Here is a 25,118-nt window from a genome sequence, read left to right as displayed (position 1 = left end):
ACTCATGCAACAATCCAATAGACTTAGACCTTTTTATGAAAACATTTCGTTTGACCGTGCCGATAATGAACTGATCTTGAACTTTGGGCCTCAGCACCCTTCAGCGCACGGGCAGTTACGTTTGATGCTCCATTTGCAGCAAGAGCAAATCACGAAAGCCCACCCGGATATCGGATATCTCCACCGCGGTATGGAAAAAATGGCGGAGAACATGATCTACAATGAATTCATGCCGACTACCGACCGTATGGACTATATCGCTTCCAGCTCAAATAACTACGGGTTTGCCTTGGCGGTTGAAAAGCTTATCGGACTTGAAGTGCCGCGCCGTGCAAAAGTGATCCGTATGATGCTGCTTGAGACGAACCGTTTGATGTCTCACCTTTTCTGGTTGGCGACAACGGCTCTTGATATCGGAGCGATGACCGTATTTTTGTTTGCATTCCGTGAACGTGAGTATTTGATGGACCTTATCGAAGATTACTGCGGTGCCCGTTTGACTCATGCCGCAATCCGTATCGGTGGAGTTCCACTCGATTTGCCGGATAACTTTATTGCCGATTTACGCAAATTTTTGGACAAGTTGCCGGAAAATATCAAAGACTACGAAGATCTCCTTGACAGTAACCGTATCTGGTTGATGCGTATGGAGAATGTCGGAGTCATTTCGACTGAGATGGCTTTGAGCTGGGGATGTTCAGGGGTAATGCTGCGTGCTTCGGGTGTCGAGTGGGATATCCGCAAAGAAGAGCCGTATGAACTCTACGACGAAGTCGAGTTTAGTGTCCCTGTTTCGGATAAAGGGGATAACTATGCCCGTTATAAACTCTACATGGCAGAGATGCGCGAATCCGCGAAAATCCTCTATCAGGTAATCGACATGTACGAGGGGACGTCACCGGAGTTGATGGCACATGCGCCGAGCTATATTTCAGCACCGAAAATCGATATCATGACTCAAAACTACTCGTTGATGCAGCATTTTGTCCTCGTGACACAAGGGATGCGTCCTCCGGTAGGAGAAGTGTATATCGCGACGGAATCTCCTAAGGGTGAACTTGGCTATTACATCAACAGCCAAGGGGGCGCTTATCCGTACCGTCTAAAACTCCGTGCACCGTCGTTCTGGCACACCGGGATTTTGACCGATTTGTTGCCGGGCCATTACATCCCCGACGTTGTATCAATCATCGGGACGACCAACATCGTCTTCGGTGAAGTAGACCGCTAAAAAGGAGCATGCAGTGAAACGTTACGACTTACGTCATTTAAAAGAAAATTTTTACGATCGCATGTCCGTCATCATCAAAGAAGAAGCAACACCGGGTGAGGTGTTGATTTTTTTGTTTGAAATTGGTGATTTTACCCCGATTCAACAATCGGCTGATTTGGTTAAAGAGCTTGGGTGTGAACTCATGAATTCGTTGAAGTTTAACGAAGCCGACTGGACCATTGTGGTCAAGAAATAAGGAACCGTTGTGAGTAAAGTCTATTTCTCCACGTGGCGGGGCGAGCAAATCAACAACATCGGCAAAAGTGACGATGCTTGGGAAAATTCTGCTTATAACCTCCCGTTGGAATATAATGAACACGCCCATTCCAAAGCGTTTATCGGCTGGGACGGTGTAGCACTCTTTAACCCGGATGTGGATGTCGTCCGTCTGGCAACAGAGTATGCCGCACAATATCAGGTTTATTCTGAAGCCTGCGGCCGCTGTGCACCGGGACGATGGGGCGGACGTATTCTGTATGATTTACTCGATAAAATCGCTCGCGGAGAGGGATCGGTATCCGATATGGATCACCTGAAAGAAGTCTCCAAAACGATGCAGGAAACGTCTAAATGTGAGATCGGAAAAACGGTTCCAACTCCGTTACTCGACCTTATGACCCATTTCGAAGCCGATTTTATGGCTTGTATCGTAGAGCAAAAAGCTTCGAAACATTACCATATGGAAGATACCAACTACATCGCAAAAATCACGGCTCCGTGTATGGATGCGTGTCCTGCCCATGTTGATATTCCGGCCTATATCGAGGGTATCCGTGATCTGCGTTTTGACGATTCACTGATGGCGACACGCCAAACAATGCCGTTGGCTCATACCTGCGGACGTGTTTGCCCTCATCCGTGTGAGACGGAGTGCCGACGTACTAATCTGGATGAGCCGATTTCGATTATGGAACTTAAACGTTTGGGAGCGGATTACGAAACCGATCACGGATTCGGGTTCTTCCATCCAAGCGAGCAAAAACCTTCGATCGGTAAAAAAGTGGCCGTTATCGGTGCCGGTCCTGCCGGGCTTACAGGTGCTTATTATTTGGCACTGGACGGCATTGACGTCGATGTTTATGAAGAACTTCCGGTTCTCGGCGGCGAAGTAGCCGTCGGAGTACCGGAATACCGTATGCCGATTGACAAGTACAACCAAGATATTGAAGCGGTTCGTTCTTTAGGGGTAAACTTTATCACCAACACACGCGTAACCGCCGATATGATGCGCCAATTCGAAAACGATTATGATGCGACTCTGGTAGCGACCGGAACCCGTATTTCAAAAAAAGTCTATTGTGACAACGAACGCCCGGAGATCCAAGGATATTGGGGCGCGATTGACTTTTTGGACAAAGTGAACCTGCAAGTCAAATACGACATCATGGTTCCTGAAGCCGATCAAAAGCGTCACATGCTTCCGAGAGATTTTGTTGATCTGACCGGAAAAACGTTGGTGTGCGTCGGGGGCGGATTTACTTCGATGGACGTTGTTCGATGTGCGATTCGTGCGAATGCTAAAAAAGTAGTGATGCTGTACCGCCGTGATGAGAAAACGATCATTAAAAATACGACGTATGAAGAGTACCACGAAGCAGTCGAAGAGGGTGTCGAGTTTATTTTCCACTCTGCCGTAGCACAAATGAACGATGAAAACGATGTTCTTAAATCATTGATCGTGGATCGCTATGAACTGGTTCCGGATCCGAACGGCGGAAGAGCGAATTTGGAAAAAATCGAAGGGGCATCCTTTGAAATGGAATGTGATTATTTGATCCCTGCCGTATCTCAAAGCGCTGATTTGAAATTGATTCCTGAAGAGTGGGAAATTGAACGTACCTCTTGGGCAACGATCAAAACCAACGGGAAAGACTACATGACTTCACGCAAAGGTATTTTTGCGGCGGGTGACTGTGAATACGGTCCGATGACCATCGTCAATGCGGTCGGCCAAGCCAAACGTGCAGCTTCGGTCATGTCCCGTTATGTCCAAACCGGCGAAATCACCTTGTTGGATGATGAGATTATGGAAGACCATTTGCGTAAACTCAAAGTCTATGACAAAAAAGAGAAAGTTCAAGGGTGGCTTCCGGGCTTGCCGCGTCAACACAGTGAAGTCCTTACCGTAGAGGAACGTCGTGACAATAACCGCGAGGTTAAATACGGCTTTACCCAAGAAGAGGCTCTTTCTGAAGCAGAGCGCTGCATGCGCTGTTATTACATCGCGATGGTCGCACATTAAAGGGGGGATGGATGATTCAATTTACAATTAACAATCAACCCGTAACGGCGCAAAAAGGGGAAACTATTCTCCAAGCAGCGCGTAAAGCGGGATTCTATATCCCGACAATGTGTTATTTGGAAAAAACGACTCCGTGTGCATCGTGCCGCTTGTGTGTAGTGGAAACAGACAAAACAGACGGTTTGATCCTCAGCTGTCAGACTCCTCCGACGGAAGGGTTGGCCGTAACCATTGATTCGGATCGTTTGAAAACAGAGCGGACGAATATTATGCGTCTGTATGATGTGAACCACCCGTTAGAGTGCGGCGTATGTGATAAATCAGGGGCATGCGATCTTCAAAACAAAACCTTGGAATTCGGGGTTTCGGCACAGCATTTCAGTGCCAAAGAGCAGCATCGAACGATAGAACACTGGGGAATGATCAACTACGATCCGTCACTTTGTATTTTATGCGAAAAATGTGTTCATGTCTGCAATGAGATTATCGGTGATGATGCGATCACGCTCCAATTCGGCGGATATAAATCGGCCGTTATCCCGAAAAACAGCGATGTGCTCGACTGTACATTCTGCGGCGAGTGTATCGCGGTATGTCCGGTAGGCGCGTTGGTCAGCTCGGATTTTCAGTACACTGCCAACGCCTGGGAACTTAGCCAAATTCCTGCTACCTGTGTGCATTGTTCAGCAGGGTGTTCTCTGACGTACGAAGTAAAACATACGTCGACGAGCAATGCAAACGAACGCATCTATCGGGTAACCAATGATTTCGAACATACAACGCTTTGCGGAGCAGGGCGATTCGGGTTTGATTTTGATCACCAAAGCGAGAAGGATGGGTCAGAGTTTAACAGAGCTGTTGAAGCAATCCGAAACAGTTCAGCTATCCGATTTAGTTCATTGATTACGAATGAAGAGGCGATGATTCTTCAGCGTCTGAAAGAAAAAACGGGGATTAAACTCTACAACGAAGAAGCCCGTGCTTACCAAAGTTTCATGGCTGCATACAGCTCTGTCAGCGGAAAAATGGGATTCGGCGGAAGTCTTGATGCCATTAAACAAAGTGACGGACTCATCGTTATCGGAGGGCGTATCACTACCGATAACCCGATAGTCCGTTACGCAATGACGACGGCGGCCCGACACAATGGGGCTAAAGTCGTTTACATGCACCCGATTGAAGATGATTTGCTTCAAAACGTTATCACTCAATTCGCAAAATACGAAGTGGGTACCGAAGAAGGGGTTGTTGCGATGTTGGCAAAAACGCTTCTTCAAGGTGCCGATCTCAGCGATGATACCCGCAGCTATTTTGAAGAACTGGATGAGGGATATCTGTGCGCGGAGTCGAATGTCGGAGACGAAGAATATGCACGCATTGCGAAAACATTTGCCCGTTTAAAACGTAAGACTCTGGTCATCGGCAGCGATGTACTCAATCACAAACGTTCAGCCAATATTGCCCGTTTGTGCGCAATGATTGAAACATATACGGAGTTTTCTGTCGTTGTTGTTGCCCCAAGTGTCAATACGATCGGTGTATCGCTGATTTGTGATCTTGATGCCGATAACGGCGGCAAAGGGGTTGTCGGTTATAATGCATCAGGTGATTATACGATGGGCTCGGTCGGTGATGTGATGCTCAAACTCCCTGCTCTGAATTCACAGGAGGGGACATTTGTCAGTATCAACCAGCAAGTGCTTCCGACCAATGTTGCGGTAGCATATGAGGGATATACGCTCAACGATATTGCAAATGCCTTAGATATAAAAGCAAAATATACAATCGACTACACTGCGCAGTTACCGGTTGAAAAAGGGTTTAACGGGTCGTCTTTTGATGATTTAGGAAACTTTTACGGTCCGCTCGGCGAAGATAATCGAGGATATATTCTCGAAAATATTGATGTTGCAATCAGCGGTTCTTTGGAAGAGATCGAAGATTTACCGGAATTCAACGGCACCGTTGTTTATCGCTGCAACCCTGTCAATCAGTTTAACGGTTACACCGCGCGAACGTCACAGCTTGAAAAAGATACAACATTACGCGGTTCAGCGCAATTTGCAGCCGCCGCAAAAATCGCTGATGGTGATAAAATTCAGATTGAATTTGCGGGTGAGAGCCAAGAGCGAGTTTTCAAACTTGATTCGGCTCTTAAAGGGACCATCGCGCTGGTTCCGGCATACGATGTCGCATACGGCGCAATGAATGAACAATACCGCTTTGAAAAGGTGAAAATTATGAGGATTGGGAGAGAATCATGAATGAAATCACGATTACCATAGACGGTCGCACTGTCCAAACGCAAGAGGGAGAATATATCCTGAATGCGGCGCGAGCCAATGGGATTTTTATCCCTGCGATTTGCTATTTGACACGATGCTCACCGACATTGGCGTGTCGTATCTGTTTGGTGGAAGCAGACGGTAAACAAGTCTATGCGTGTAATGCCAAAGCCAAAGAGGGAATGGACATTACGACGACCACTCCGAATATCGAATTAGAGCGTCGCGCGATTATGGAAGTTTACGATGTCAATCATCCGTTGGAATGCGGTGTATGTGACCAATCGGGAGAGTGTGAACTTCAAAACTACACCCTTGAAATCGGTGTAGATGAGCAAACGTATGCCATTAAAGATACCCATAAACCGGTACAGGACTGGGGATTTATCCATTATGATCCGGCCTTGTGTATCATGTGTGAGCGCTGTATTACCGTTTGTAAAGATATGATCGGAGACGCGGCGCTCTCAACCGTTGCTCGCGGCGGGGATCCTATCGAAGCAGAATTTAAAGAGTCTATGCCTAAAGATGCTTATTCGATGTGGAATAAACTCAATAAGTCGCTTATCGCACCAAACGGCGGTGATACACTTGATTGTACCAACTGCGGTGAATGTAGCGCGGTCTGTCCGGTCGGAGCGTTGGTAAGTACCGATTATCAATACACATCCAATGCATGGGAACATAAACAGATCCCGGCAACCTGTGCACACTGTTCTGCAGGGTGTCAGCTGAGTTACGATATCAAGCATACCTCTATCGAGAATCCTGAGAATAAAATCTACCGTGTCAAAAACGAGTGGAACTATGTCTCTTTATGCGGTGCGGGACGATACGGGTACGATTTTGAGAATCGTGACGTGAGTAAAGATACGGCTTCGTTTGATGCCGCGATCGCTGCATTTAAAAAAGCGGATACGATAGCCTTTACCTCTACGATTACCAATGAAGAGGCATTGATCCTTCAGCGTCTGAAAGAGAAATACGGATACCGTTTGATCAATGATGAAGCACGTGCGTTGAAAACATTCTTACACTCTTACAGCGCGGTAAGCGGGAAATCGTTGTACGGCGGAGATCTGGGAGAAGTACACGCATCCGATTTTGTCGTCTCCATCGGAAGTGCTCTTAAAACGGATAACCCGAATGCCCGTTTTGCGATGAACAACGCCCTTTCTATGAACAAAGGTGCGGGGCTCTATTTTCACCCGCTCAACGATCCGGTTATCGCGGATATGTCTAAAAATGTGACGCAGTTCAACCATGCACCTATGATGGAAGAAGCAGCTCTTTATCTGATGCTCGATCTATTCGGGGACAAAGAAGCGATGCCATCGTCCATCCGCGAATATCTGGCGACTTTCCACACGATGAAAACGGTTACGGTAGAAGAGACGGTAGATGAAAAAGTGACGGAAACCGTTACTAAAAAAGTACTTAATGAAGAAACCGGGATCGAAGAAGAGGTGAGCGAAGAGGTTACCAAAACAATCAAGAAGAAAGTCTCCAAAGAGGTTGAAGTGGACGACAATGCTCTGTTCGGGCTTTTGAACGGACCGGCGAACTTTGCTGATGTACTGACAAAATACTTGGCGAAAAAAGAGCGTTTTTCACTGATGGTCGGACCGGATCTTTATACTCATCCGAATGCGGAGAATTGTGCACGACTCGTCGCATTGATTGAAAAATATACTGCATTCAGCGTCACCATGATCCCGAACCTCTCCAATACCCTCGGGGTCGCGATGATCTGTGATCTTGACAGTGAACGCGGAAGTTACTCCATCGGATACAACACTACGGGTGATTTTACCCTCAGTGCGCTCGGCGGCGGTGATTTGGATATGCCTGCGATGAATCAGCAAGAGGGTACTTTGACAAGTATTGACAAGCGGGTTAACCCGACCAATGCGGCACTCGGATACGGCGGATATGTTCTCAATGATCTTGCCAACGCACTGGGGCTAAGTGCGAAACTGACCGTCAGCTATACGGCAGAACTGCCGGTTGATGCAGGTTTCAAAGCTATCGATTTTGATCTGCTTCCAAATCATTATACGAATGCAGGGGAAGAAGTTCGCGGTTACCGGCTTGATACCGTGAGCACTCCTGTGAGCGGTGATGAGACGGTAGCTGCATTTGATGCAAATGCAGCGATCAAAGATCAAGTGGTTTTCCTGGCCAATCCGGTACTCCAATTTTCACCGTTTACAGCGGCATCCCATCAGCTTCAAGCCTCAGGAGGTCTCTATGCTTCAACAACACTTATGGAGTCCAACGGCTGGAATGAAGGGGATAAAGTCACGGTTAAAACGGCGCGCGGCGAGCTAAGCGTTAGCATTATTACAGACGGTAAAATAGAGGGAGATATCGCTTATCTTCCGACATTTGATACCGCTATCAACTCTGAAGCACTGTTTGACGGTTACCGTTTTGCGTGCGTATCAATTCAAAAGGTGTAAAGCATGGATGTAGCATTCATTATAGAGACGATCATAAAAATCGTTGTCATCTTGTTAGTTTTTTCAGCACTTGCGGGTCTTGGGACTTATTTCGAGCGTAAAGTGCTGGCGTTTATGCAACGCCGTTTGGGACCGATGCACGTTGGGCCGTTCGGTTTGCTTCAAGTCGCGGCAGATGGAATTAAACTCTTTACGAAAGAGGATATTATCCCTCAAAACGTCGTCAAACCGATTTTCAAAATCGCTCCGGTCATTACGGCGGCAACGGCATTCATGGCTTCAGCGGCAATCCCGTTTTGGCCTCAGTTTACGGTATTCGGATACACAGTACATCCGATTGTCGCCGATATCAATGTCGGTATCCTCTATGTGCTAGGGGTAATGGCAATCGGACTTTACGGACCGCTTCTGGGCGGTATGGCATCGGCGAACAAATGGTCATTGATCTCTGCGGCACGTAGTGCGGCTATCTTCATCTCGTATGAAGTCATTTCAGGATTATCATTGTTGGCACCGCTAATGATGGTAGGATCGTTGTCGCTCATTGACATCAATAACTATCAAGCCGGCGGGATCGGTAACTGGATCGTATGGTCTCAGCCGGTAGCCTTTATCCTTTTTTGGATTGCCGCATTTGCTGAGACGGGACGTACGCCGTTTCACCTTGTTGCGAATGACCATGAAATTATCGACGGTTTCGGAACCGAGTATTCGGGTATGCGCTGGGGGCTTTTCTTCATCGGTGAATATGCGAACATGTTCTTTATTTCGTTCGTAATCGCGATTATCTTCTTGGGCGGTTTTGGTGATGGCAGTATTGCGGGAGCAATTCAATTGCTCCTTAAAGTGTCGTTTTTCTTTTTCTTTTTCCTCTGGACACGTGCTGCATGGCCGGATGTCCGACCTGACCAGTTGATGTGGTTGTGTTGGAAAGTATTAATGCCGATTGCGGTGGTCAACATAGTTGTCACCGGTATCGTGATGATGTTCTAAGGAGGTTGTGGATATGCATGTAGAACCATTTCAAGATCGTAATGTGAGCGAAAATAGCGCCTACTTTTACGTCGATATTGAAACCTATCCGACGACCGGATGGGACAAGTTTAAGCAAGTTGTCAAACGTGCCTTGAAAGGCGAATTGTTTGTCGGCTTGTGGGTCGTATTGCGGGAGATGATTAAATTCGATATTCATACCGTTCAATACCCGCTAGAAAAACTTCCGATCGGACCGCGTTATCGGGCTGTGCACAAATTGTTGCGTTTGTGGGAATCGGGATATGAACGTTGTATCGGTTGCGGACTGTGCGAAAAAATCTGTATCTCCGATTGTATCCGAATGGATACCCGTATCGATGAGAACAGCCGCAAAGAGGTCACAGAGTACAGTATCAATCTCGGTCGCTGTATCTTCTGCGGATATTGTGCGGAAGTATGTCCGGAATTGGCAATCGTTCACGGAGGACGTTATGAAAACGGCTCTGAACAACGTGCCCACTTTGTGATCAAAGATGACATGCTTACTCCGCTTGATATGTTAAAAGCGGGTGAACAAGCTGAATACCCAGGCTTCGGAGCCATTATCCCAGGAAGCGACGCGTCGGTCAAAAAGACCCCGTTGGCGTATTAAGGAGTCTATGTATGTTTGAAGCAATCGCTTTTTATCTTTTCGCGGCACTCACGATCGTGATGTTTACCATCACGGTTATGACATCTCAAGCGCTGTATGCCATCACGGCTATGGCTGCAGGGATGATTTTCATCTCAGCGTTTTTCTTTATTTTGGGAGCTGATTTTTTAGGAGCAATCCAAATCATCGTTTATACCGGTGCGGTTATGGCTCTTTATGCATTCGGTATGATGTTTTTTGATACGACGCGCAATGTTGTTGAAAAACGGACCAATCCTCAAATCGTTTTTGTATTGGGCGTTTTGGCAGCAGTCATGGTTGTGGCGATTTTCGTTGCACCGATCGTGTCGAATAACATTCAAGCGTTGTATCCAATTGCAGAAAATGTCGGGAATTCCCAAGCCATTGGTATGGTACTCTTTACGAAATATCTGGTTCCGTTTGAACTTGCGGCAGTTATGCTGCTGGTTTCCATGATCGGCGGGATTATTTTGGCCGGTAAAAAAATGGATAAATCATTAACTTTGATGGCAGAAGAAGAGATCGGTATGATGGATGACAGTTACAGATCAGAAGAAGGGGGGCACTGATGGAAGTTACATTAACTCATTATCTTGTTTTATCAAGTGTTTTATTTGCGATCGGTTTGATCGGGGTTATGCGACGTAAAAATCTTTTGATGCTCTTTTTTGCTACGGAGATTTTGCTCAATGCAACAAACATCGCCTTTGCCGCAATTTCTCATTATATCGGAGACTTGAGCGGTCAAATGTTCGCATTTTTTATTATTGCGATTGCAGCGTCTGAAGTAGCGATAGGGCTGGGTCTGCTCATCGTTTGGTATAAACGTACCGGTAAGATCGACCTAGATCAAATGAATTCAATGAGAGGATAGGCTATGGAATTATATTTATATATCGCGCTTTTCGCTCCGCTGGTAGGCTCATTGTTCTCAGCGTTGTTTGGTGCATCCGCCAAAACTAATGTGACGGGATACGTTGCATCCGGATTGTTGTTTACCTCATTTGTGAGCAGTGCAATTTTGCTCAGCTATGTTATGGGCGGGCATACGGTACATGTTGAATTGATGACATGGATGGCAACGGGAGATTTGTACATTCCTTTCGGTTTTGTTGTTGACCAAGTAAGTGTCGTCATGATGATGGTAGTCACCATCGTTTCAACCGTTGTCCATATTTATTCCATCGGCTATATGGATCATGACAAAGGATTCAACCGATTCTTTTCATGGCTCTCGGCATTCGTTTTCTCGATGATGGTTCTTGTCATGAGTGACAACTTTGCAGGTCTTTTCATCGGGTGGGAAGGTGTAGGTTTGTGTTCATGGGGACTCATCGGATTCTGGTATCACAAAGAATCGGCTACATGGGCAGCAAACGAAGCGTTTATTATGAACCGTATCGCTGACCTTGGGATGTTGATCGGTATTTTCATGATTTACTGGAATGTCGGGTCTCTCCAATACGATGTTGTCTTTGCAGAAATCGGAAGTCTTCCGATGGTCGTAATCACATGGATCGGTATTTTCCTCTTTATCGGAGCAATGGGTAAATCGGCGCAATTTCCGCTTCACACATGGCTTGCGGATGCGATGGAAGGTCCTACTCCGGTTTCGGCGTTGATCCATGCGGCAACCATGGTTACCGCCGGGGTTTATCTTGTGGTCCGTGCCAATCCGATTTATGATCTGATCCCTAATGTCGGACTCTTTATCGCAAGTCTCGGTGCTTTCGTTGCCCTTTTTGCGGCATCAATGGCCCTAGTCAACCGCGATATGAAACGTATCATTGCATACTCTACACTCTCACAGTTGGGATATATGTTTGTAGCAGCCGGTTTGGGTGCGTACTGGGTAGCCTTGTTCCACCTTATGGCGCACGCATTTTTCAAAGCATTGCTGTTCCTCGGTGCGGGTAACGTTATGCACGCGATGCATGATGAACTCGATCCGTTTAAAATGGGAGGATTGCGTAAAGTGATGAAAGGGACATTTATTATGATGACCCTTGCCTCCGTAGCGTTGGCGGGTATCTATCCGTTTGCAGGATTCTTCTCCAAAGATTTGATCCTTGAGGTCGGATTTGTTGAACATCATTATGTTATTTACACGGTGTTGCTATTGACCGCCGGTTTGACAGCGTTCTACTCATTCCGTCTTGTCGCATTGATTTTCCATGGAGAAGATCGATACAAATTGTTCGGTATCCACCCGCATGAAGCGTATAAATTTATGTTGGTCGCGATGAGTCCGTTACTTTTGTTGGCCATTATTGCAGGTTCATTTAAAATGACCTATTACCAATTAGTGACCAATTTGCTTCCATCGACTCAATACCATATTCATAGCGAAGCGACCTATTGGTTGATGACGATCGGAACGCAGCTTTTCGTAATGCTGGCGATCGGATTTGCATACAAAAAATATGCAAATAGCAATGTGACGGTACCGGACGGTACTTCTAAAATGGAAAACAGTTTTGGCTACAAATTGCTATGGAATCAGTATTACATTCCGAAATTTTATGAAGAGGTTTTCTCTAAACCGTATTTGGAACTCTCGAAAATTGCCTGGAAACAGATTGATCTTAAAATCGTTGACGCGACTGTCGATACGATTGCAAACGCAATTTATAAAACGGGTGAGAACACACGTGATATCCAAAATGGAAATCTTTCCACGATGCTTCGCTGGATGGTTGTCGGTTTGGTTGTTTTATTGGCGCTTGCCGTTGCCTTTACCGTTGGATACAACGCGGTCGGTGCTTAAGGAGTAATGATGATAGATCACATTTTAACGCTTTTAATTTTCTTTCCGGCATTGGCTGCAATGCTCGGATTTGTCGTCACAAAAGACAGTGTGAGAGCTTACGGTATCGCCGTTGCATTCATTGAATTTGTCCTTTCTTTGTGGCTTTGGTATGCGTATGATCCGATGGTTTCGGGGATGCAGTTTATGGAATCGATTCCATTGATTCCGGCTTTCGGGATTAATTATCTCTTGGGTATCGACGGGATTTCACTCTTTATCATTATTTTGTCAACATTTTTTACGTTGATCGGAATTGCATCATTGACCGAAAAACGTCATCTTAAAAATTTGATTATTACGTTGTTGTTCCTTGAAATGACAATGGTAGGTGTCTTTGCCGCTTTGGATGCAATCGTGTTCTACGTATTTTGGGAGCTTTCTCTTGTTCCGATGTTGTATATCATCGGTGCATGGGGCGGACCGTTACGTATTTACGCGTCGATCAAGTTTTTCCTTTATACCTTTACCGGATCGTTGGTTATGTTGGTCGGTATGTTGTTCATGGCGTACTTCTATTACCAAGCGACCGGAATGTGGAGTTTCTCTATTCTTGAATGGTACCGTCTGATTTTGCCGGAAAACTTTCAATTATGGTTGTTCGCAGCCTTTTTCTTAGGGTTCGCGATCAAAGTTCCGATGTTCCCTTTCCATACATGGCTTCCGTATGCGCACGGTCAGGCACCAACGATCGGTTCGGTCATCTTGGCGGCAATTTTGCTTAAAATGGGAACCTATGCGTTTGTCCGTTTTTCATTGCCGATGTTCCCGGATGCATCGGTGTTTTTCATGTTCCCGATTGCGATTATTGCGATCATCATGATCATCTATACCGCGATGGTAGCGTATGCCCAAGAAGATATCAAACAAGTTGTCGCGTACAGTTCGGTATCCCATATGGGTGTTATTATCCTCGGTACGTTCGCATTGAACGTTGAGGGAGTAAGCGGTTCGGTTTTCTTGATGCTGGCGCATGGAGTTGTCTCAGGGGCACTGTTCTTGCTTGTCGGTGTTATCTATGACCGCCGCCATACGAAAATGATGTCGGAATTCGGAGGCTTGGCTTCGGTTATGCCGCGTTATGCGACGATCTTCGGAATTATGATGATGGCATCGGTCGGATTGCCGCTTACAATTAATTTCGTCGGAGAGTTTTTGAGTTTGCTTGGTTTTTACAAACAATCTCATATGATTACCCTGATAGCCGGAATCGCTATTATCGTCGGGGCTATTTATATGCTTGCAGCGTATAAAAAGATGTTCTTCGGAACGGTGACGAACGAAGAAAACCGAAATCTAAAAGATGTCAATAGAACAGAGCTTTTAGGACTTATTCCACTCGTTATAGTGGCAATTTGGCTTGGAATTTACCCAAAACCTGTTTTGGGGCCTATCAACAACAGTGTCGAATCGGTCATTCAATTGATGCACGATAAAGCACAAAGCGCCGAAGCAAAAGCGCGCATTCCGAATCTATCGGGTGCAAAAGGGATGATTTCTATGCAGGAGGCGCACTAATGTTGGAGCCAATTAATGTTTCGTTAGCGTCGCTGAATCTAGCGACTTTAGCTCCGATGCTTATTGCAATCGTCGGTGCATTGGTAATTTTAGTGATCGATATGATCAAAGGCGGATTGAACAAGACGTTATACGTAATGATCAGTCTTCTCTTTTTGTTACTCGATTTGGGTGCTTTGGTCGATTTCGCAGGTCTATTTCTTAAAAACGGAACCGTTTTAGGGTTCTTTGATGTCATGCTGATGGATGGGATTGCAATCCTGGCTCAGATTATCATTGTCGCGGGTTCAATGCTCTTTATCCCTCTGGCACTGACGTCCAAGCGGTTCCATGAGTATAACTATCCGGAGTATTTTGCCCTCTTTTTATTCATGATCGCGGGCTTCCAGTTTATGGTAGCTACCGATAACCTAATTTTGGTATTTGTCGGTCTTGAAACGGCATCGTTGGCGCTTTATACCCTTATCGCATTGCACAACCGCTCAAAATCTTTTGAAGCGGCAGTAAAATATTTTACGATGGGTGCATTGGCAGCCGGCTTTTTCGCATTCGGTTCAATGATTCTCTATGCGATCAGCGGTTCGGTTGAGATCAACCAGATTGCGACCGTATTGGCGGAAGACCATTACAGCAATATCGGGTATGTGCTTATCGCTATGGCGTTTATGATCGGAGCATTTGGATTTAAACTCTCGATGGTACCGTTTCATACATGGACACCGGATGTATATGAGGGTTCATCTGCCGCATTGGCAGGATATATGTCAATCGTTCCGAAAATCGCCGGTTTTGTCGTCGCAATGCGTTTGTTCGAATTCTTGGTTCACAGCGGTGTTGTATGGCTCCAGGTAATTTTGTACATCGGAGTGGTTGTAACGATGACGGCATCCAATATCTGGGCGTTGGTGCAAACCGATGTCAAACGGATGTTGGCGTACAGTTCTATTTCTCATGCCGGTTTTGTCATGGCGGCTATTTTGATCGGAACGACACAGGCGAATACGGGGCTCTTTTTATATTGGGCATTGTTTAGCTTTACCAATCTCGGTGCCTTTACGATGTTGTGGGTTAATCGTCAGAAGAATCTTTTGCCGGGACAAAGCTCAGACCATCCGTATGAAAAATTCTCAGGCATGGTAAAAACAATGCCGATGGGTGCTGTAATGATGGCCTTGTTTATGCTCTCACTTGCCGGTATCCCTCCGTTTGGTTTGTTCTGGGGTAAAATGTATATGATCGGTTCTGCCGTAAGTGCAGGATACACAGTGTTAGCACTTATCATGGCACTAAACTCGGCGATCGCGGGATATTATTATCTTAAACTGATTGTCTTTATGTTTATGAAAGAACCGATGGTCGGATACGAGAAGTTCTATTTTATGAATGCTTCGCTTTCTCTTAAAACCATTATCGGGATTGCTGTCGTCGGGACAATCTTCGCGGTATTCGCTGTTAATCCTCTGTTGGAAGTTATTACGCTATTCGTGTATAATAGCGGCTATTAAAAGGATATCTAAAGGGGGAATAATTGAGATACTGGATCGCTCTATGCTTCTGGTTGCCCCTTTGTGCCTTGGAACTCTCCGTTCAAAGCGGTAAAGAAGAGGGGGAGAAATTCAGTATCCTCCATCTTCAAAACGCATCTCCGTTTACCTGTAATGCAACAGACGATGAGTTTGGTGAAACCAAACGCATTGACTGCTATTTTTCTTCTTCTCCGAAACAGACCTTTGTACCGATCAACAATACACAGCTTAGCGTGACTTCTTCAACGACAGCGAAAGGCTATACGATCACCATTCTTCCAAAATCAAAAATGAAGTTGATACCGATTGTTTTTGATCTTTCAAAAGTGCCGCAGACATATCAGTATACCGTTAAAAAATCATTGCATTGGAGTGTTGTCGGATACCAAAAGAAACTCCCTTTATTGAAACTGACCCCTCAAACAGCGTCTGCCATTAATTTTCCGGTTAAAGTGGATAAAAGTACCCGTCCGTTCGTAGGGGGACTGGATCTCCAAGGAAACCCCATCAAAATTACACGGGTACAGGACGTAACCGACTATATGGAGATGAAAAAAGCGTATGAGCTCAAAGACTACAATAAAGTGCTTGACCTCGCGGAGAACACCCTTAAAGAATATCCCAAAACCGTTTTCAAAAGTGAGCTAATGCTCTATCAGATCCGTTCTTATAATAAAAAAGAGGAGTCTGAGAAACTTCTTGAGATCTCAAAGCGCTTTTTACGGGATTATTCTGCCGACCCGAACGTAGCGGAAATATTGGCATATACGGCTAATGCCTATAGTAAAATAGGCCAGAGTACCGATGCCGATTATTTTTTTGATCGCCTTTTTGATGAACAAAGCGAGAGTCCCTATGCCCCTCTCGGGATGATTTATAAAGCGCAGCAGCTTGAAGCATCGGGTGAACCGAAAAAAGCGATTGGGTACTACCAAAAAGCACTCTCATCAAGCAGCGATGTCGCGATTGCATCACAAGCAGCATTTCGATTGGCGCAAATGGAAATGGATGGTGGAAATACCAAAAAATCTGCTCAATACATTGAAAAAATAGCACAGGCAAATCCTGGCTATTTTAGAGAAGTACGTGACAATGCACTGAACCTGGCCGATACATTTCTGGAGCGAAGCGATCCTGTCAGTGCCGCACGTATTACAGAAGCCTTGCTGAATACAACGGATAAAAAATTGCCTGAACACGAAATATTGCTTAAAAACCTCGGATTGCAATTGGCTAAAACCGGAAAACGCAATGATGCGTTAAAACGATTGAATGAATATCTTTCAACGTATAAATTCGGCGAACATATCGAAGAGGTCCAGCATGCTAAAGATGCCCTCTTTTTCGAAGACGGGGACAAGAATACGACGAAAGAGATGAAAAAGTACGATGATCTGATTGAACGTTACGGCAACGACAGCGTAGGACGCAAAGCTCTTTATAAAAAAGCGCAGCTTCTGTTTAAAGAGCATAAATATCAAGAGGTTCTAAACTTAGAGACTGAGCTTTATCACTTGGATTCGGCCGACTACCCTGAAACGAATGACCTGATTACGAAAAGTGCGATCGGCTTAGAAAAAGCAGAGTTGAAAGCAGGCAAATGTGCCGAAGCGCTCAGCTTGCAAAAAATGTATAAAATCAAACTTCTCAGTGAATGGGATGAAGATATCTTTAATTGTGCGTTGAAAACAACACAGTATGCCGAAGCTAAAAAAATAGCACAAAGACATTTGAAATCGAAATCCATTGCTGAACGTCAGGTATGGTTATCCAGAATGGTGAAAACACAGTTCGGCTTGGGTGAGTATAAAGCAGTCATTAAAGGCGGAAATGAGCTCATAACACTCTTAGGGAGTGAAAAAAATCCTCCCCTTAATGATATTTACCGAACCATGTTTGATACGGCCCAGCGTCTTGGTGACAGCAATGGGATGATTCGATATATTAAATCGGTTGAAGGTGCATTCGGAAGCGATTTCAAAGATATTGAGCGCTATACCCAGATGGTGAGTTTGGGACAAAAGCTCAAAGATGAGGGGATGACGCAGAATTATGCACGCAAAGTCGTTGCGCTGCAAGAGCGGACAAAAAGCTATACTCAAAGCCCTTATATTGAGTTCACACTGGCGCAATCGTACCAAAACCTAGGAAAAGATGCCGATGCATTGAAAATTCTGAAAACCTTGAACCGCCGAAAAATGAGCGATGAAAAGCGTTCACGCCAACAATATTTGATCGGGGCGGTGGAGCAGAAGCTGGGGAATAAACGCGGAGCGCGCGACGCCTATACGGCAAGCATCAAAGCCAATAAAGATTCGGCATGGGGCAAACTCGCGAAAGATGCTTTAGGATTCTTGTAATAAAATCGTTTCGGCAGCGGTTCTTAACAACTCGCTGCTCCCGCTGGCGGCTAAAGTAAACTGATGGGTATTAAAAGTCTGCTGGCGTTTGGCGAGCTGGCCGGTATGCGTTGCGATCAGCTCGTTTAACTCCGCTTTCGTTATTTTTCCATCCAAATACTCCAATGTCTCTATAATACCAATCGCTTTCATACTGTTGGGAGCTCGCCCGTACATCCGTTCCAGTTCCGCGACTTCGTCAATCAGTCCTGTTGAAATCATTTTATGGGTCCGCAAAGCAATCCTTTCACGTAAAAGTGAACGATCGATTTGCAGATTTAAGACGGGACAACCGGTAATAATCGGGGAAGGTGCATGTGAACGGAACCATTCGGTAGGGGAAGTTTTGGTTTCCAAATAGAGCAGAAGCATTTTTTCAATCCGGTACGGATCAGTCGGGGAAATTTTTTCCATACACAGAGGATCAATTTCGCTTAATAATCGGTGACATTCACGCAAGTCGCTCAGCATCATTTTTGCGCGCTCAAGCGTATCTGCAGAGTATGCCGGTATAGGGGAAAGACCTTCAAGCATACTTTTGAGATAAAAACTGCTTCCGCCTACGATGATGATATTTTTCTCCTCAGCCAATGCTTTTTCACGGATACGCGAATACTCATCGATAAAGGTGATGACGCTGGCGTTTACCTCGGGAGTGAGCTGATTGATCCCAAAATGCTCTACCTTTTCGAGCTCTGATTTGGAGGGCTTGGCCGATGCGATATCGATCTCTTTATAGATACTCAGCGAATCAATGGAAAAGATAAGAGCATTGCAAGTGAGGGCCAGCTCAAGGGCGAGATCACTTTTGCCTGATGCTGTGGAACCGATTATCGCTAGTTGTTGCATAAACGCAATTATACCCCAAAAGGGATACGAGACCCCCTTCTTGGATAGCGGAGGGCTTTAAGGGAGGCACCCTTAAAGATAAAATACGATAAAATAAATGACATAATGAAAGAAAAGGGAATATGTGAAGCGATTGGCAAAAAGACTCCGAGATTTTAACGAACTGGTGATGTTTCAGCATACCGTTTTTTCACTTCCGTTTATTTTTACCGCGATGATCGTTGCCGCAAATGGCTGGTTCGGATTTAAACTGCTTATTTTAGGGGGATTGGCCGCAATCAGCGCCCGTAACGCAGCGATGGGATTTAATCGCTATGTCGATCGTGCCTATGACAGATACAATCCTCGTACCGCCGGCCGTCCCAGCGTGGACGGACGGTTGGACGGTCCGTCGATCGCGATCTTTACCACTGTCAATGCCCTTGTCTTTATGGCAGTTGCCTATTTTATCAACGATTTAGCCTTTTATCTCAGCTTCCCGGTTCTTATCGTTTTGCTGAGTTACTCGTATTTTAAACGGTTTAGTTCAATGGCCCATATCGTTTTGGGAATCTCATTGGGTCTGGCACCGATAGCCGGAGCGATTGCGGTAACGGGAAGTGTCCCAATATGGTCGTTTTGGCTGAGTATCGGAGTCGTATTTTGGGTTGCAGGCTTTGATTTGCTCTATTCGCTGCAGGATATGGAGTTTGATCGGACAAATGATTTACACTCAATCCCATCACGTTATGGAAGCGCTGCGACACTTAAAATATCCGCAGTATTCCATATCTTGACCATCCTCTTCTGGGGGCTTTTTGTGGTGAGTGCGGGACTTGGGATATTCGCTGTTGCGGCAGTTGTCTTTTCGGCCCTGATGCTCTCGTATGAACATTATCTTGTGCGCCGTGATTTTACCCAAATCGATCGGGCATTTTTTACGGTCAACGGTTATTTGGGATTTGTATTTATCGGATTGATTATTTTGGATAAGGTGAACCTATGAGTGATGTACGACTGGTCAATGCACCGATTACTTTGGTATACGATGAAGCATTGCATGATTTAGAACACTATGAACGCGAATTCCATCAAATGTCTGAGAGTGACGAAGATCCGATCGGACAGTGGCTCAAACTTGCCAAAGCACGAGGAGAGACCTCTGAGAGTGACCCGGTCATGTTAAACCTGATGGTTGAATTGTACCGAAAGATGGATAAGCTCGAACAGATCCTAACGATGAGTGCCCCGACACGCCTTTCTCTGATCAATGAGGCGATGATTGAGAGTATCGGATTTGATCACTTTAAACTCACCGAAGAGGTATTGGAGCCGGGTAAACGCTATTATGGGCGCGTAGAGATGCCGATACATCCAAAGCGCGATATTGCGATTTTCTTTGAGGCGGTTGATTCTTCATTAGCCAAAATTACCCAAATGCATGATCGCGATGAAAGAGAGTGGGCATCCTATCTGACCGCACGAGAGCGGGTAATGATCCGACAATTAAAGGGACGAGAGTGAATTATACGATTGAAATTGCCATAGTCGTATTGGCCGCAATGATTTTAGGGCTTATTTATTATGTCATTACAAAAGAGGGGGAAGTTTCCTCTCAAATCCGTTCTGTTGCCAAAGCGGTCGAAGACTTGCATCGCGAGCTTTTTATGATGGATAAACGGCTGAAACAAGAGTTGGAAATCATTACCTCTCTTCAAGAGAGTGTACCGCGTGAACATCATTCATTGCAAGCTGAACTCGGACGGGAAGTCAACGAGATATCTCTGCCGATCCTTGAATCTCTCGGGCAAATCGAGGGGAGTTTCAGTGCCTACAAAGAGAAGACGGAAAATCGTCTCCGTTATCTCGAAGAGCGGATACGCAACCTCTCACTGCCTACGTCGATCAGCGGACTCGATGATGAGAAAGTGATCAGCCGATATAATCAGGGGATTGAAGTGGATACGATTGCCAAAGAACTGCGGCTCTCCAAAGCGGAAGTAGAATTCGTTCTAAAAATCAACCAACTGCGCTAAAATCCTCATTAATGCTTTCTTAAGCTTTTTGAGCTATAATTTCGTTCTCTTTAAAAGATGCGTCCGTAGCTCAGCTGGATAGAGCACCGGTTTGCGGTACCGGCGGTCAGGGATTCGAATTCCTTCGGGCGCACCATCTTTGAGATTTCTTCAAACAATCAAAATCCCCTTGCAAACTATTTATTCACAAACTTCCAAAACTGTAGTATGCTTATTTTCAATACTTATGCAATTCATTGTACCATTTTAGCAAAGAACATTGTAGACGGAATTTTATATCGGAGTGTTTTGTGAGGCGAATGCCTCATCGGTTGCAGTTATGCGAGTTGTTTGTTCTTTCGTGCGGTAATCTCACCCAAAAAGCTTTCCAAATCATATTTGACACGATATTGCGGAGTAAGGATATGGATAAGGATGTCTCCCAAATCGATAGCAACCCAGTCGCCGCTTTCGTCAACGTATAAAAACTGCTCATCAGGCTTTAGCCCTCTTTTGAGATGGTCAAGGAGAGCAATAGTGTGGCGCTCTCCCAATGAGGATGCAAGGATAACGTAATCGGCGAAATAGTCGCTGTTTTGAAGGTCGAATACTTCGATTGCTTCGGCTTTATTTTGGTCGAGAATACCAATGATTTTTTCAATTCGTGGGTTCACTTGTGTTCCTTATAGTATGTAATAATGTTTTTTTCGATATTCGGTTCCAACCCTAATGGGCAAAACGTGGAACGAAAGTCCGTTGAACTGATCGGTACGTCGATATTGAGCCGAATCATATTTTCCGGAATAGGGATATCGCTTCGAGCAGCGACGACCCACTGTACCATTGTGTCCAGTTCTTCTATGCGGTGCCAATCGCGTAGTTTTTCAAGATTGTCAGCGCCGATTATGAGGTAAAGTTTATCGCACATCGATACGTAGTGTTTGACCGTTTCAATGGTATAGACACACCGTTCCTGTATGATTTCGAAATCGCTGATTTCGACTTTTTCATAGGGTTTGAAAATTTCTTTTAACCACCCGTAGCGTACCGCTCCGCTGGCGATAACAGAGGGCTTGAACGGATTTTGCGATGCGGGAACAATGATGACTTTATCGATCGGTAAAGCCTTTAGAGCTTTCGTAACGATAGCGACGTGTCCGGCATGCGGAGGATCGAAACTTCCGCCGTAGAGTGCAAGCTTCATAAGCCTCAACTTCTTTTAATCGAAATTATAACCGATTTTTGGTAAAATCACCCTCTATTTTGTGTTTAGGATTAGGTGATGGCGCTGAAAATTGCAATTAACGGATTTGGCCGCATTGGCCGCTGTGTTACCCGTCTCATTGCTATGCGTGCCGATGTGGAGCTTGTGGCGATTAATGACATGGCTTCAATCGATATGATCCTCTATCTATTGCAAAATGATTCAGTTCATGGCTCTTTTGATATTGATGCAGGCATTGTGGAGGATGAATACCTCCAAATCGGAAAAAACAAGGTTCGTATCCTGTGTGAAAAAAGTTCAGAGAATCTCGATTTTGGAGCACTCGGTGCTGATGTCGTCTTGGAATGCAGCGGTCTGTTTCTGACCGGTGCCTTAACACGGCACCATTTGGACAAAGGGGTGAAGAAGGTTATCCTCTCGGCACCGACGATGGATGCTGAGATTCCGACCTTTGTCTTGGGGGTTAACGAAGAGTTGTATGCGGGAGAAAATATTGTCTCGAATGCTTCGTGCACGACCAATTGTCTCGGGCCGATTGCAAAAATCATCGACGAGACATTTGGAATCGAAAAAGGTTTGATGACTACGATTCACGCCTATACCAACGGGCAGGCAATCATTGATTCAGCTCACGGCAGTGATATGCGTCGTTCGCGCGCTGCCGCGCTCAATATGATTCCTACCACGACCGGTGCGGCGAAGGCGATCAGTATCGTCCTTCCGAATCTCGAAGGGAAGCTGCACGGGCAAAGTGTCCGTGTTCCTACTCCGGACGTCTCGATGGTGGATTTAAATGTTTTGGTCAAGCGTCCGACGAGCAAAGAAGAGATCAGTGCACTTTTTAAATCGTATGCACATAATCAGATGCAGGGGATTTTAGAAGTCGATGAGCGTTACCGTGTTTCGCAGGATTTTGTCGGTTCCAGTTACAGTGCCACAGTGGCAGATGATTTGATACAGGTCATCGACGGGAATTTGATTAAGATCATGGCGTGGTACGATAATGAATGGGGCTATTCCAACCGTCTCATCGAAATGGCACTTTATATCAGCCAAAAATAAGTGCCTCTTAGTAGGCAAAATATAGCGTTCCAATAATATTCAATCTTACAGTAAGAAGGAAAAGTATGCAGTTGCTCGGTATTAAAGAGTGTGACATCCAAGGCAAAAAAGTATTTATTCGATGTGATTTTAATGTCCCGATGGATGATTATGGCAATATCACCGATGACCGTCGTATCCGTTCGGCACTATCGACGATCAGTTATTGTCTGGATCAAGGATGTGCAATCATATTGGCTTCCCATTTTGGACGTCCGAAAGGCGAAGCGGATGAAAAATATTCACTTGCTCCGATTGCCAGACGCCTGCATCAACTTCTGAAGATAGAGGTTCAGATGGCGGAAGATGTCGTTGGTGAGAGTGCACGAAAACTTTCATCGGAACTCAAAGGGGGAGAGGTATTGTTATTGGAAAATCTACGCTTTGAAAAAGGGGAGACGAAAAACGATCCTGAACTTAGCAGCGCATTGGCATCCATGGCAGACGTCTATATTAATGACGCGTTCGGGGTAAGTCACCGTGCTCATGCTTCGGTAGAGGGAATTACGCAGTATTTTGACAATGAACACAAAGCTGCGGGTTTTTTACTCCAAAAAGAGATCCAATTTTTCGGTACCCTGCTGGATCGGCCGGTGAGACCGTTTGCCGCGATAGTCGGCGGATCAAAAGTTTCCGGCAAGCTTGAAGCCTTGATTAACTTGTTACCGAAAGTGGATAAAGTTCTTATCGGCGGAGGGATGGCGTTTACCTTCCTCAAAGCATTAGGGCATGATGTCGGTAACTCACTGGTGGAAGACGATCTGCTTGATGAAGCGATCAATATTATGAATGAAGCTAAACGTCTCGGGGTTAAATTTTATCTTCCGGTCGATGTGGTTGCTGCAGAAAAATTTGCTCCTGATGCTATGAGTCGATTATGCAGTGTTCAGGAGATCCCTTCAGGATGGATGGGTCTGGATATCGGGCCGGCAACTGTGAGACTTTATCGCCAGGTTTTGGCCGATGTCCAAACGATTCTATGGAATGGCCCGATGGGTGTTTATGAGATGGACCGTTTCGCGCGCGGATCGAACAAAATTGCCCATTTTGTTGCGGATTCCTATGCTACGACTGTGGTTGGAGGCGGTGATACAGCCGATTTGGTCCAGCGCGTGGGTTTGGACGAGGAGATCACGTTCATCTCTACGGGTGGCGGAGCGTCTCTGGAATTGTTGGAAGGCAAGATTCTTCCCGGTGTCAAGCCGTTGATGAAATAAAACAATGATTATTAAATGCACGGCTTGCTGTGCGCGGGCTTTCTGCCGAAGAAAACTCAGCGTTAGCGTAGCCGAGCGGGGCTTTGCTCCGTCGGCGTTATTCCGAACAAAGAGAGGAAATTAAATGATACTGTGTGCTAACTTTAAAGCGAACAAGACGCGTCAAGATACACGAGCCTATATGGCCGTAGTAGAATCATTCGTCAGTGCAAACGACATCTCGGATACCGTTATCGTATTTCCTCCGTTTACCGCATTAGAGCATCTTCCGAGAAACGTTTTAATCGGCGTTCAAAACGGCTATCCCGCGCTCAACGGTGCCTATACCGGAGAGATTGCACTGGAGCAGCTCGAAGAGTTTGATATCAAAACTATTCTCATCGGACACTCGGAACGCCGCCATGTTCTGGGGGAGACCCAAGAACAGATTGCAGAAAAGTTCCGTTTTTATTCAGAGCAGGGATTTGTGATCGTTTATTGTGTCGGTGAGCCTTTGGAAATACGCGAAGAGGGGAATTCCGCACTAATGGCCTATATTGAAGCGCAATTCGAAGGGATTGACCTTTCCTATCC

Annotated in this window: 22 protein-coding genes and 1 tRNA gene; 20 read left to right on the top strand and 3 right to left on the bottom strand. The window is 45.5% G+C overall.

Features of this window, described 5'->3' with window-relative positions:
• Positions 1-4 precede the first annotated feature (4 nt).
• Genes nuoD through WAO38_RS11620 form a run of 13 tightly spaced genes read left to right on the top strand, consistent with a single transcriptional unit; the run spans position 5 to position 18,120 of the window.
• Positions 5-1,231 (top strand): NADH dehydrogenase (quinone) subunit D, encoded by a 1,227-nt coding sequence (gene nuoD / locus WAO38_RS11680; protein WP_422237299.1) that lies wholly within the window; start codon positions 5-7, stop codon positions 1,229-1,231.
• Between the two features lie 13 nt (positions 1,232-1,244).
• Positions 1,245-1,469 (top strand): NADH-ubiquinone oxidoreductase subunit E family protein, encoded by a 225-nt coding sequence (locus WAO38_RS11675; protein ID WP_422237297.1) that lies wholly within the window; start codon positions 1,245-1,247, stop codon positions 1,467-1,469.
• 9 nt (positions 1,470-1,478) lie between these two features.
• Positions 1,479-3,515 carry an FAD-dependent oxidoreductase gene (locus tag WAO38_RS11670; protein WP_422237295.1) on the top strand — a complete coding sequence of 679 codons (2,037 nt, stop codon included), beginning with the start codon at positions 1,479-1,481 and terminating at the stop codon, positions 3,513-3,515.
• Between the two features lie 11 nt (positions 3,516-3,526).
• Positions 3,527-5,779, top strand: a complete 2,253-nt coding sequence (locus WAO38_RS11665; RefSeq protein WP_422237293.1) for a 2Fe-2S iron-sulfur cluster-binding protein — start codon at positions 3,527-3,529, stop codon at positions 5,777-5,779.
• Positions 5,776-8,262 (top strand): NADH-quinone oxidoreductase subunit G, encoded by a 2,487-nt coding sequence (locus WAO38_RS11660; RefSeq protein ID WP_422237291.1) that lies wholly within the window; start codon positions 5,776-5,778, stop codon positions 8,260-8,262. Before WAO38_RS11665 ends, WAO38_RS11660 begins: the two co-directional genes overlap by 4 nt.
• A gap of 3 nt (positions 8,263-8,265) precedes the next feature.
• Positions 8,266-9,255, top strand: coding sequence for an NADH-quinone oxidoreductase subunit NuoH (gene nuoH, locus WAO38_RS11655; RefSeq protein WP_422237289.1), 990 nt, complete (start codon positions 8,266-8,268; stop codon positions 9,253-9,255).
• A gap of 13 nt (positions 9,256-9,268) precedes the next feature.
• Positions 9,269-9,889, top strand: coding sequence for an NADH-quinone oxidoreductase subunit NuoI (gene nuoI, locus WAO38_RS11650; RefSeq protein WP_422237287.1), 621 nt, complete (start codon positions 9,269-9,271; stop codon positions 9,887-9,889).
• Positions 9,890-9,900: 11 nt separating this feature from the next.
• Positions 9,901-10,479 (top strand): NADH-quinone oxidoreductase subunit J, encoded by a 579-nt coding sequence (locus WAO38_RS11645; protein ID WP_422237285.1) that lies wholly within the window; start codon positions 9,901-9,903, stop codon positions 10,477-10,479.
• Positions 10,479-10,784 carry an NADH-quinone oxidoreductase subunit NuoK gene (nuoK, locus tag WAO38_RS11640; RefSeq protein WP_422237283.1) on the top strand — a complete coding sequence of 102 codons (306 nt, stop codon included), beginning with the start codon at positions 10,479-10,481 and terminating at the stop codon, positions 10,782-10,784. Before WAO38_RS11645 ends, nuoK begins: the two co-directional genes overlap by 1 nt.
• A gap of 3 nt (positions 10,785-10,787) precedes the next feature.
• Positions 10,788-12,677, top strand: a complete 1,890-nt coding sequence (gene nuoL, locus WAO38_RS11635) for an NADH-quinone oxidoreductase subunit L (protein WP_422237281.1) — start codon at positions 10,788-10,790, stop codon at positions 12,675-12,677.
• A gap of 9 nt (positions 12,678-12,686) precedes the next feature.
• The gene (locus WAO38_RS11630) at positions 12,687-14,234 is read left to right on the top strand and encodes an NADH-quinone oxidoreductase subunit M (protein ID WP_422237280.1); all 1,548 of its coding nucleotides are present in this window, start codon (positions 12,687-12,689) and stop codon (positions 14,232-14,234) included.
• The gene (gene nuoN, locus WAO38_RS11625) at positions 14,234-15,739 is read left to right on the top strand and encodes an NADH-quinone oxidoreductase subunit NuoN (protein ID WP_422237278.1); all 1,506 of its coding nucleotides are present in this window, start codon (positions 14,234-14,236) and stop codon (positions 15,737-15,739) included. The genes WAO38_RS11630 and nuoN overlap by 1 nt, the downstream gene beginning before the upstream one ends.
• Before the next feature lie 23 nt (positions 15,740-15,762).
• Positions 15,763-18,120 (top strand): tetratricopeptide repeat protein, encoded by a 2,358-nt coding sequence (locus WAO38_RS11620; protein WP_422237277.1) that lies wholly within the window; start codon positions 15,763-15,765, stop codon positions 18,118-18,120.
• Here the strand turns inward: WAO38_RS11620 and miaA are convergent.
• The gene (gene miaA / locus WAO38_RS11615; protein ID WP_422237275.1) at positions 18,106-19,008 is read right to left on the bottom strand and encodes a tRNA (adenosine(37)-N6)-dimethylallyltransferase MiaA; all 903 of its coding nucleotides are present in this window, start codon (positions 19,006-19,008) and stop codon (positions 18,106-18,108) included. The genes WAO38_RS11620 and miaA overlap by 15 nt on opposite strands.
• 124 nt (positions 19,009-19,132) lie before the next feature.
• Here miaA and mqnP point away from each other — a divergent pair, with 124 nt between their 5' ends.
• From mqnP to WAO38_RS11595, 4 genes are all read left to right on the top strand, one after another.
• Positions 19,133-19,993, top strand: a complete 861-nt coding sequence (gene mqnP / locus WAO38_RS11610; protein WP_422237273.1) for a menaquinone biosynthesis prenyltransferase MqnP — start codon at positions 19,133-19,135, stop codon at positions 19,991-19,993.
• Positions 19,990-20,511 carry a hypothetical protein gene (locus WAO38_RS11605; RefSeq protein ID WP_422237271.1) on the top strand — a complete coding sequence of 174 codons (522 nt, stop codon included), beginning with the start codon at positions 19,990-19,992 and terminating at the stop codon, positions 20,509-20,511. The genes mqnP and WAO38_RS11605 overlap by 4 nt, the downstream gene beginning before the upstream one ends.
• Complete coding sequence (locus WAO38_RS11600; protein WP_422237269.1) at positions 20,508-21,023, top strand: hypothetical protein; 516 nt, start codon at positions 20,508-20,510, stop codon at positions 21,021-21,023. Before WAO38_RS11605 ends, WAO38_RS11600 begins: the two co-directional genes overlap by 4 nt.
• 59 nt (positions 21,024-21,082) lie before the next feature.
• Positions 21,083-21,159, top strand: a tRNA-Arg gene (locus WAO38_RS11595).
• 181 nt (positions 21,160-21,340) lie between these two features.
• Here the strand turns inward: WAO38_RS11595 and rsfS are convergent.
• The gene (rsfS, locus tag WAO38_RS11590) at positions 21,341-21,676 is read right to left on the bottom strand and encodes a ribosome silencing factor (RefSeq protein ID WP_422237268.1); all 336 of its coding nucleotides are present in this window, start codon (positions 21,674-21,676) and stop codon (positions 21,341-21,343) included.
• On the bottom strand, positions 21,673-22,206 hold the full coding sequence (gene nadD, locus WAO38_RS11585; protein WP_422237266.1) for a nicotinate (nicotinamide) nucleotide adenylyltransferase: 534 nt from the start codon (positions 22,204-22,206) through the stop codon (positions 21,673-21,675). The genes rsfS and nadD overlap by 4 nt, the downstream gene beginning before the upstream one ends.
• A 78-nt stretch (positions 22,207-22,284) precedes the next feature.
• On the opposite strand from nadD, the gene gap reads away from it, so the two are divergent.
• From gap to WAO38_RS11570, 3 genes are all read left to right on the top strand, one after another.
• A complete protein-coding gene (gene gap, locus WAO38_RS11580; RefSeq protein WP_422237264.1) occupies positions 22,285-23,289 on the top strand; it encodes a type I glyceraldehyde-3-phosphate dehydrogenase in 1,005 nt (334 codons plus the stop codon).
• A gap of 65 nt (positions 23,290-23,354) precedes the next feature.
• Positions 23,355-24,545, top strand: coding sequence for a phosphoglycerate kinase (locus tag WAO38_RS11575; RefSeq protein ID WP_422237262.1), 1,191 nt, complete (start codon positions 23,355-23,357; stop codon positions 24,543-24,545).
• A gap of 124 nt (positions 24,546-24,669) precedes the next feature.
• Positions 24,670-25,118, top strand: a 449-nt coding sequence (locus tag WAO38_RS11570) for a triose-phosphate isomerase (RefSeq protein WP_422237260.1), incomplete at its 3' end; no start/stop codon positions are given.

This window comes from Sulfuricurvum sp. (assembly GCF_049277495.1).
GTDB lineage: Bacteria > Campylobacterota > Campylobacteria > Campylobacterales > Sulfurimonadaceae > Sulfuricurvum.
The sequence above is the reverse complement of the archived record's forward strand: the minus strand, read 5'-3'. Positions and strand labels throughout refer to the sequence as shown.

What these genes read in the sequence shown, in the direction of transcription:
- gap (WP_422237264.1), top strand. Translation starts at nt 22,285, where the DNA reads ATGGCGCTGAAAATTGCAATTAACGGATTTGGCCGCATTGGCCGCTGT.
- WAO38_RS11660 (WP_422237291.1), top strand. Translation starts at nt 5,776, where the DNA reads ATGAATGAAATCACGATTACCATAGACGGTCGCACTGTCCAAACGCAA.
- WAO38_RS11630 (WP_422237280.1), top strand. Translation starts at nt 12,687, where the DNA reads ATGATAGATCACATTTTAACGCTTTTAATTTTCTTTCCGGCATTGGCT.
- WAO38_RS11665 (WP_422237293.1), top strand. Translation starts at nt 3,527, where the DNA reads ATGATTCAATTTACAATTAACAATCAACCCGTAACGGCGCAAAAAGGG.
- nadD (WP_422237266.1), bottom strand. Translation starts at nt 22,206, where the DNA reads ATGAAGCTTGCACTCTACGGCGGAAGTTTCGATCCTCCGCATGCCGGA.
- WAO38_RS11645 (WP_422237285.1), top strand. Translation starts at nt 9,901, where the DNA reads ATGTTTGAAGCAATCGCTTTTTATCTTTTCGCGGCACTCACGATCGTG.
- nuoL (WP_422237281.1), top strand. Translation starts at nt 10,788, where the DNA reads ATGGAATTATATTTATATATCGCGCTTTTCGCTCCGCTGGTAGGCTCA.
- miaA (WP_422237275.1), bottom strand. Translation starts at nt 19,008, where the DNA reads ATGCAACAACTAGCGATAATCGGTTCCACAGCATCAGGCAAAAGTGAT.
- nuoN (WP_422237278.1), top strand. Translation starts at nt 14,234, where the DNA reads ATGTTGGAGCCAATTAATGTTTCGTTAGCGTCGCTGAATCTAGCGACT.
- WAO38_RS11605 (WP_422237271.1), top strand. Translation starts at nt 19,990, where the DNA reads ATGAGTGATGTACGACTGGTCAATGCACCGATTACTTTGGTATACGAT.
- WAO38_RS11575 (WP_422237262.1), top strand. Translation starts at nt 23,355, where the DNA reads ATGCAGTTGCTCGGTATTAAAGAGTGTGACATCCAAGGCAAAAAAGTA.
- nuoK (WP_422237283.1), top strand. Translation starts at nt 10,479, where the DNA reads ATGGAAGTTACATTAACTCATTATCTTGTTTTATCAAGTGTTTTATTT.
- nuoD (WP_422237299.1), top strand. Translation starts at nt 5, where the DNA reads ATGCAACAATCCAATAGACTTAGACCTTTTTATGAAAACATTTCGTTT.
- nuoH (WP_422237289.1), top strand. Translation starts at nt 8,266, where the DNA reads ATGGATGTAGCATTCATTATAGAGACGATCATAAAAATCGTTGTCATC.
- nuoI (WP_422237287.1), top strand. Translation starts at nt 9,269, where the DNA reads ATGCATGTAGAACCATTTCAAGATCGTAATGTGAGCGAAAATAGCGCC.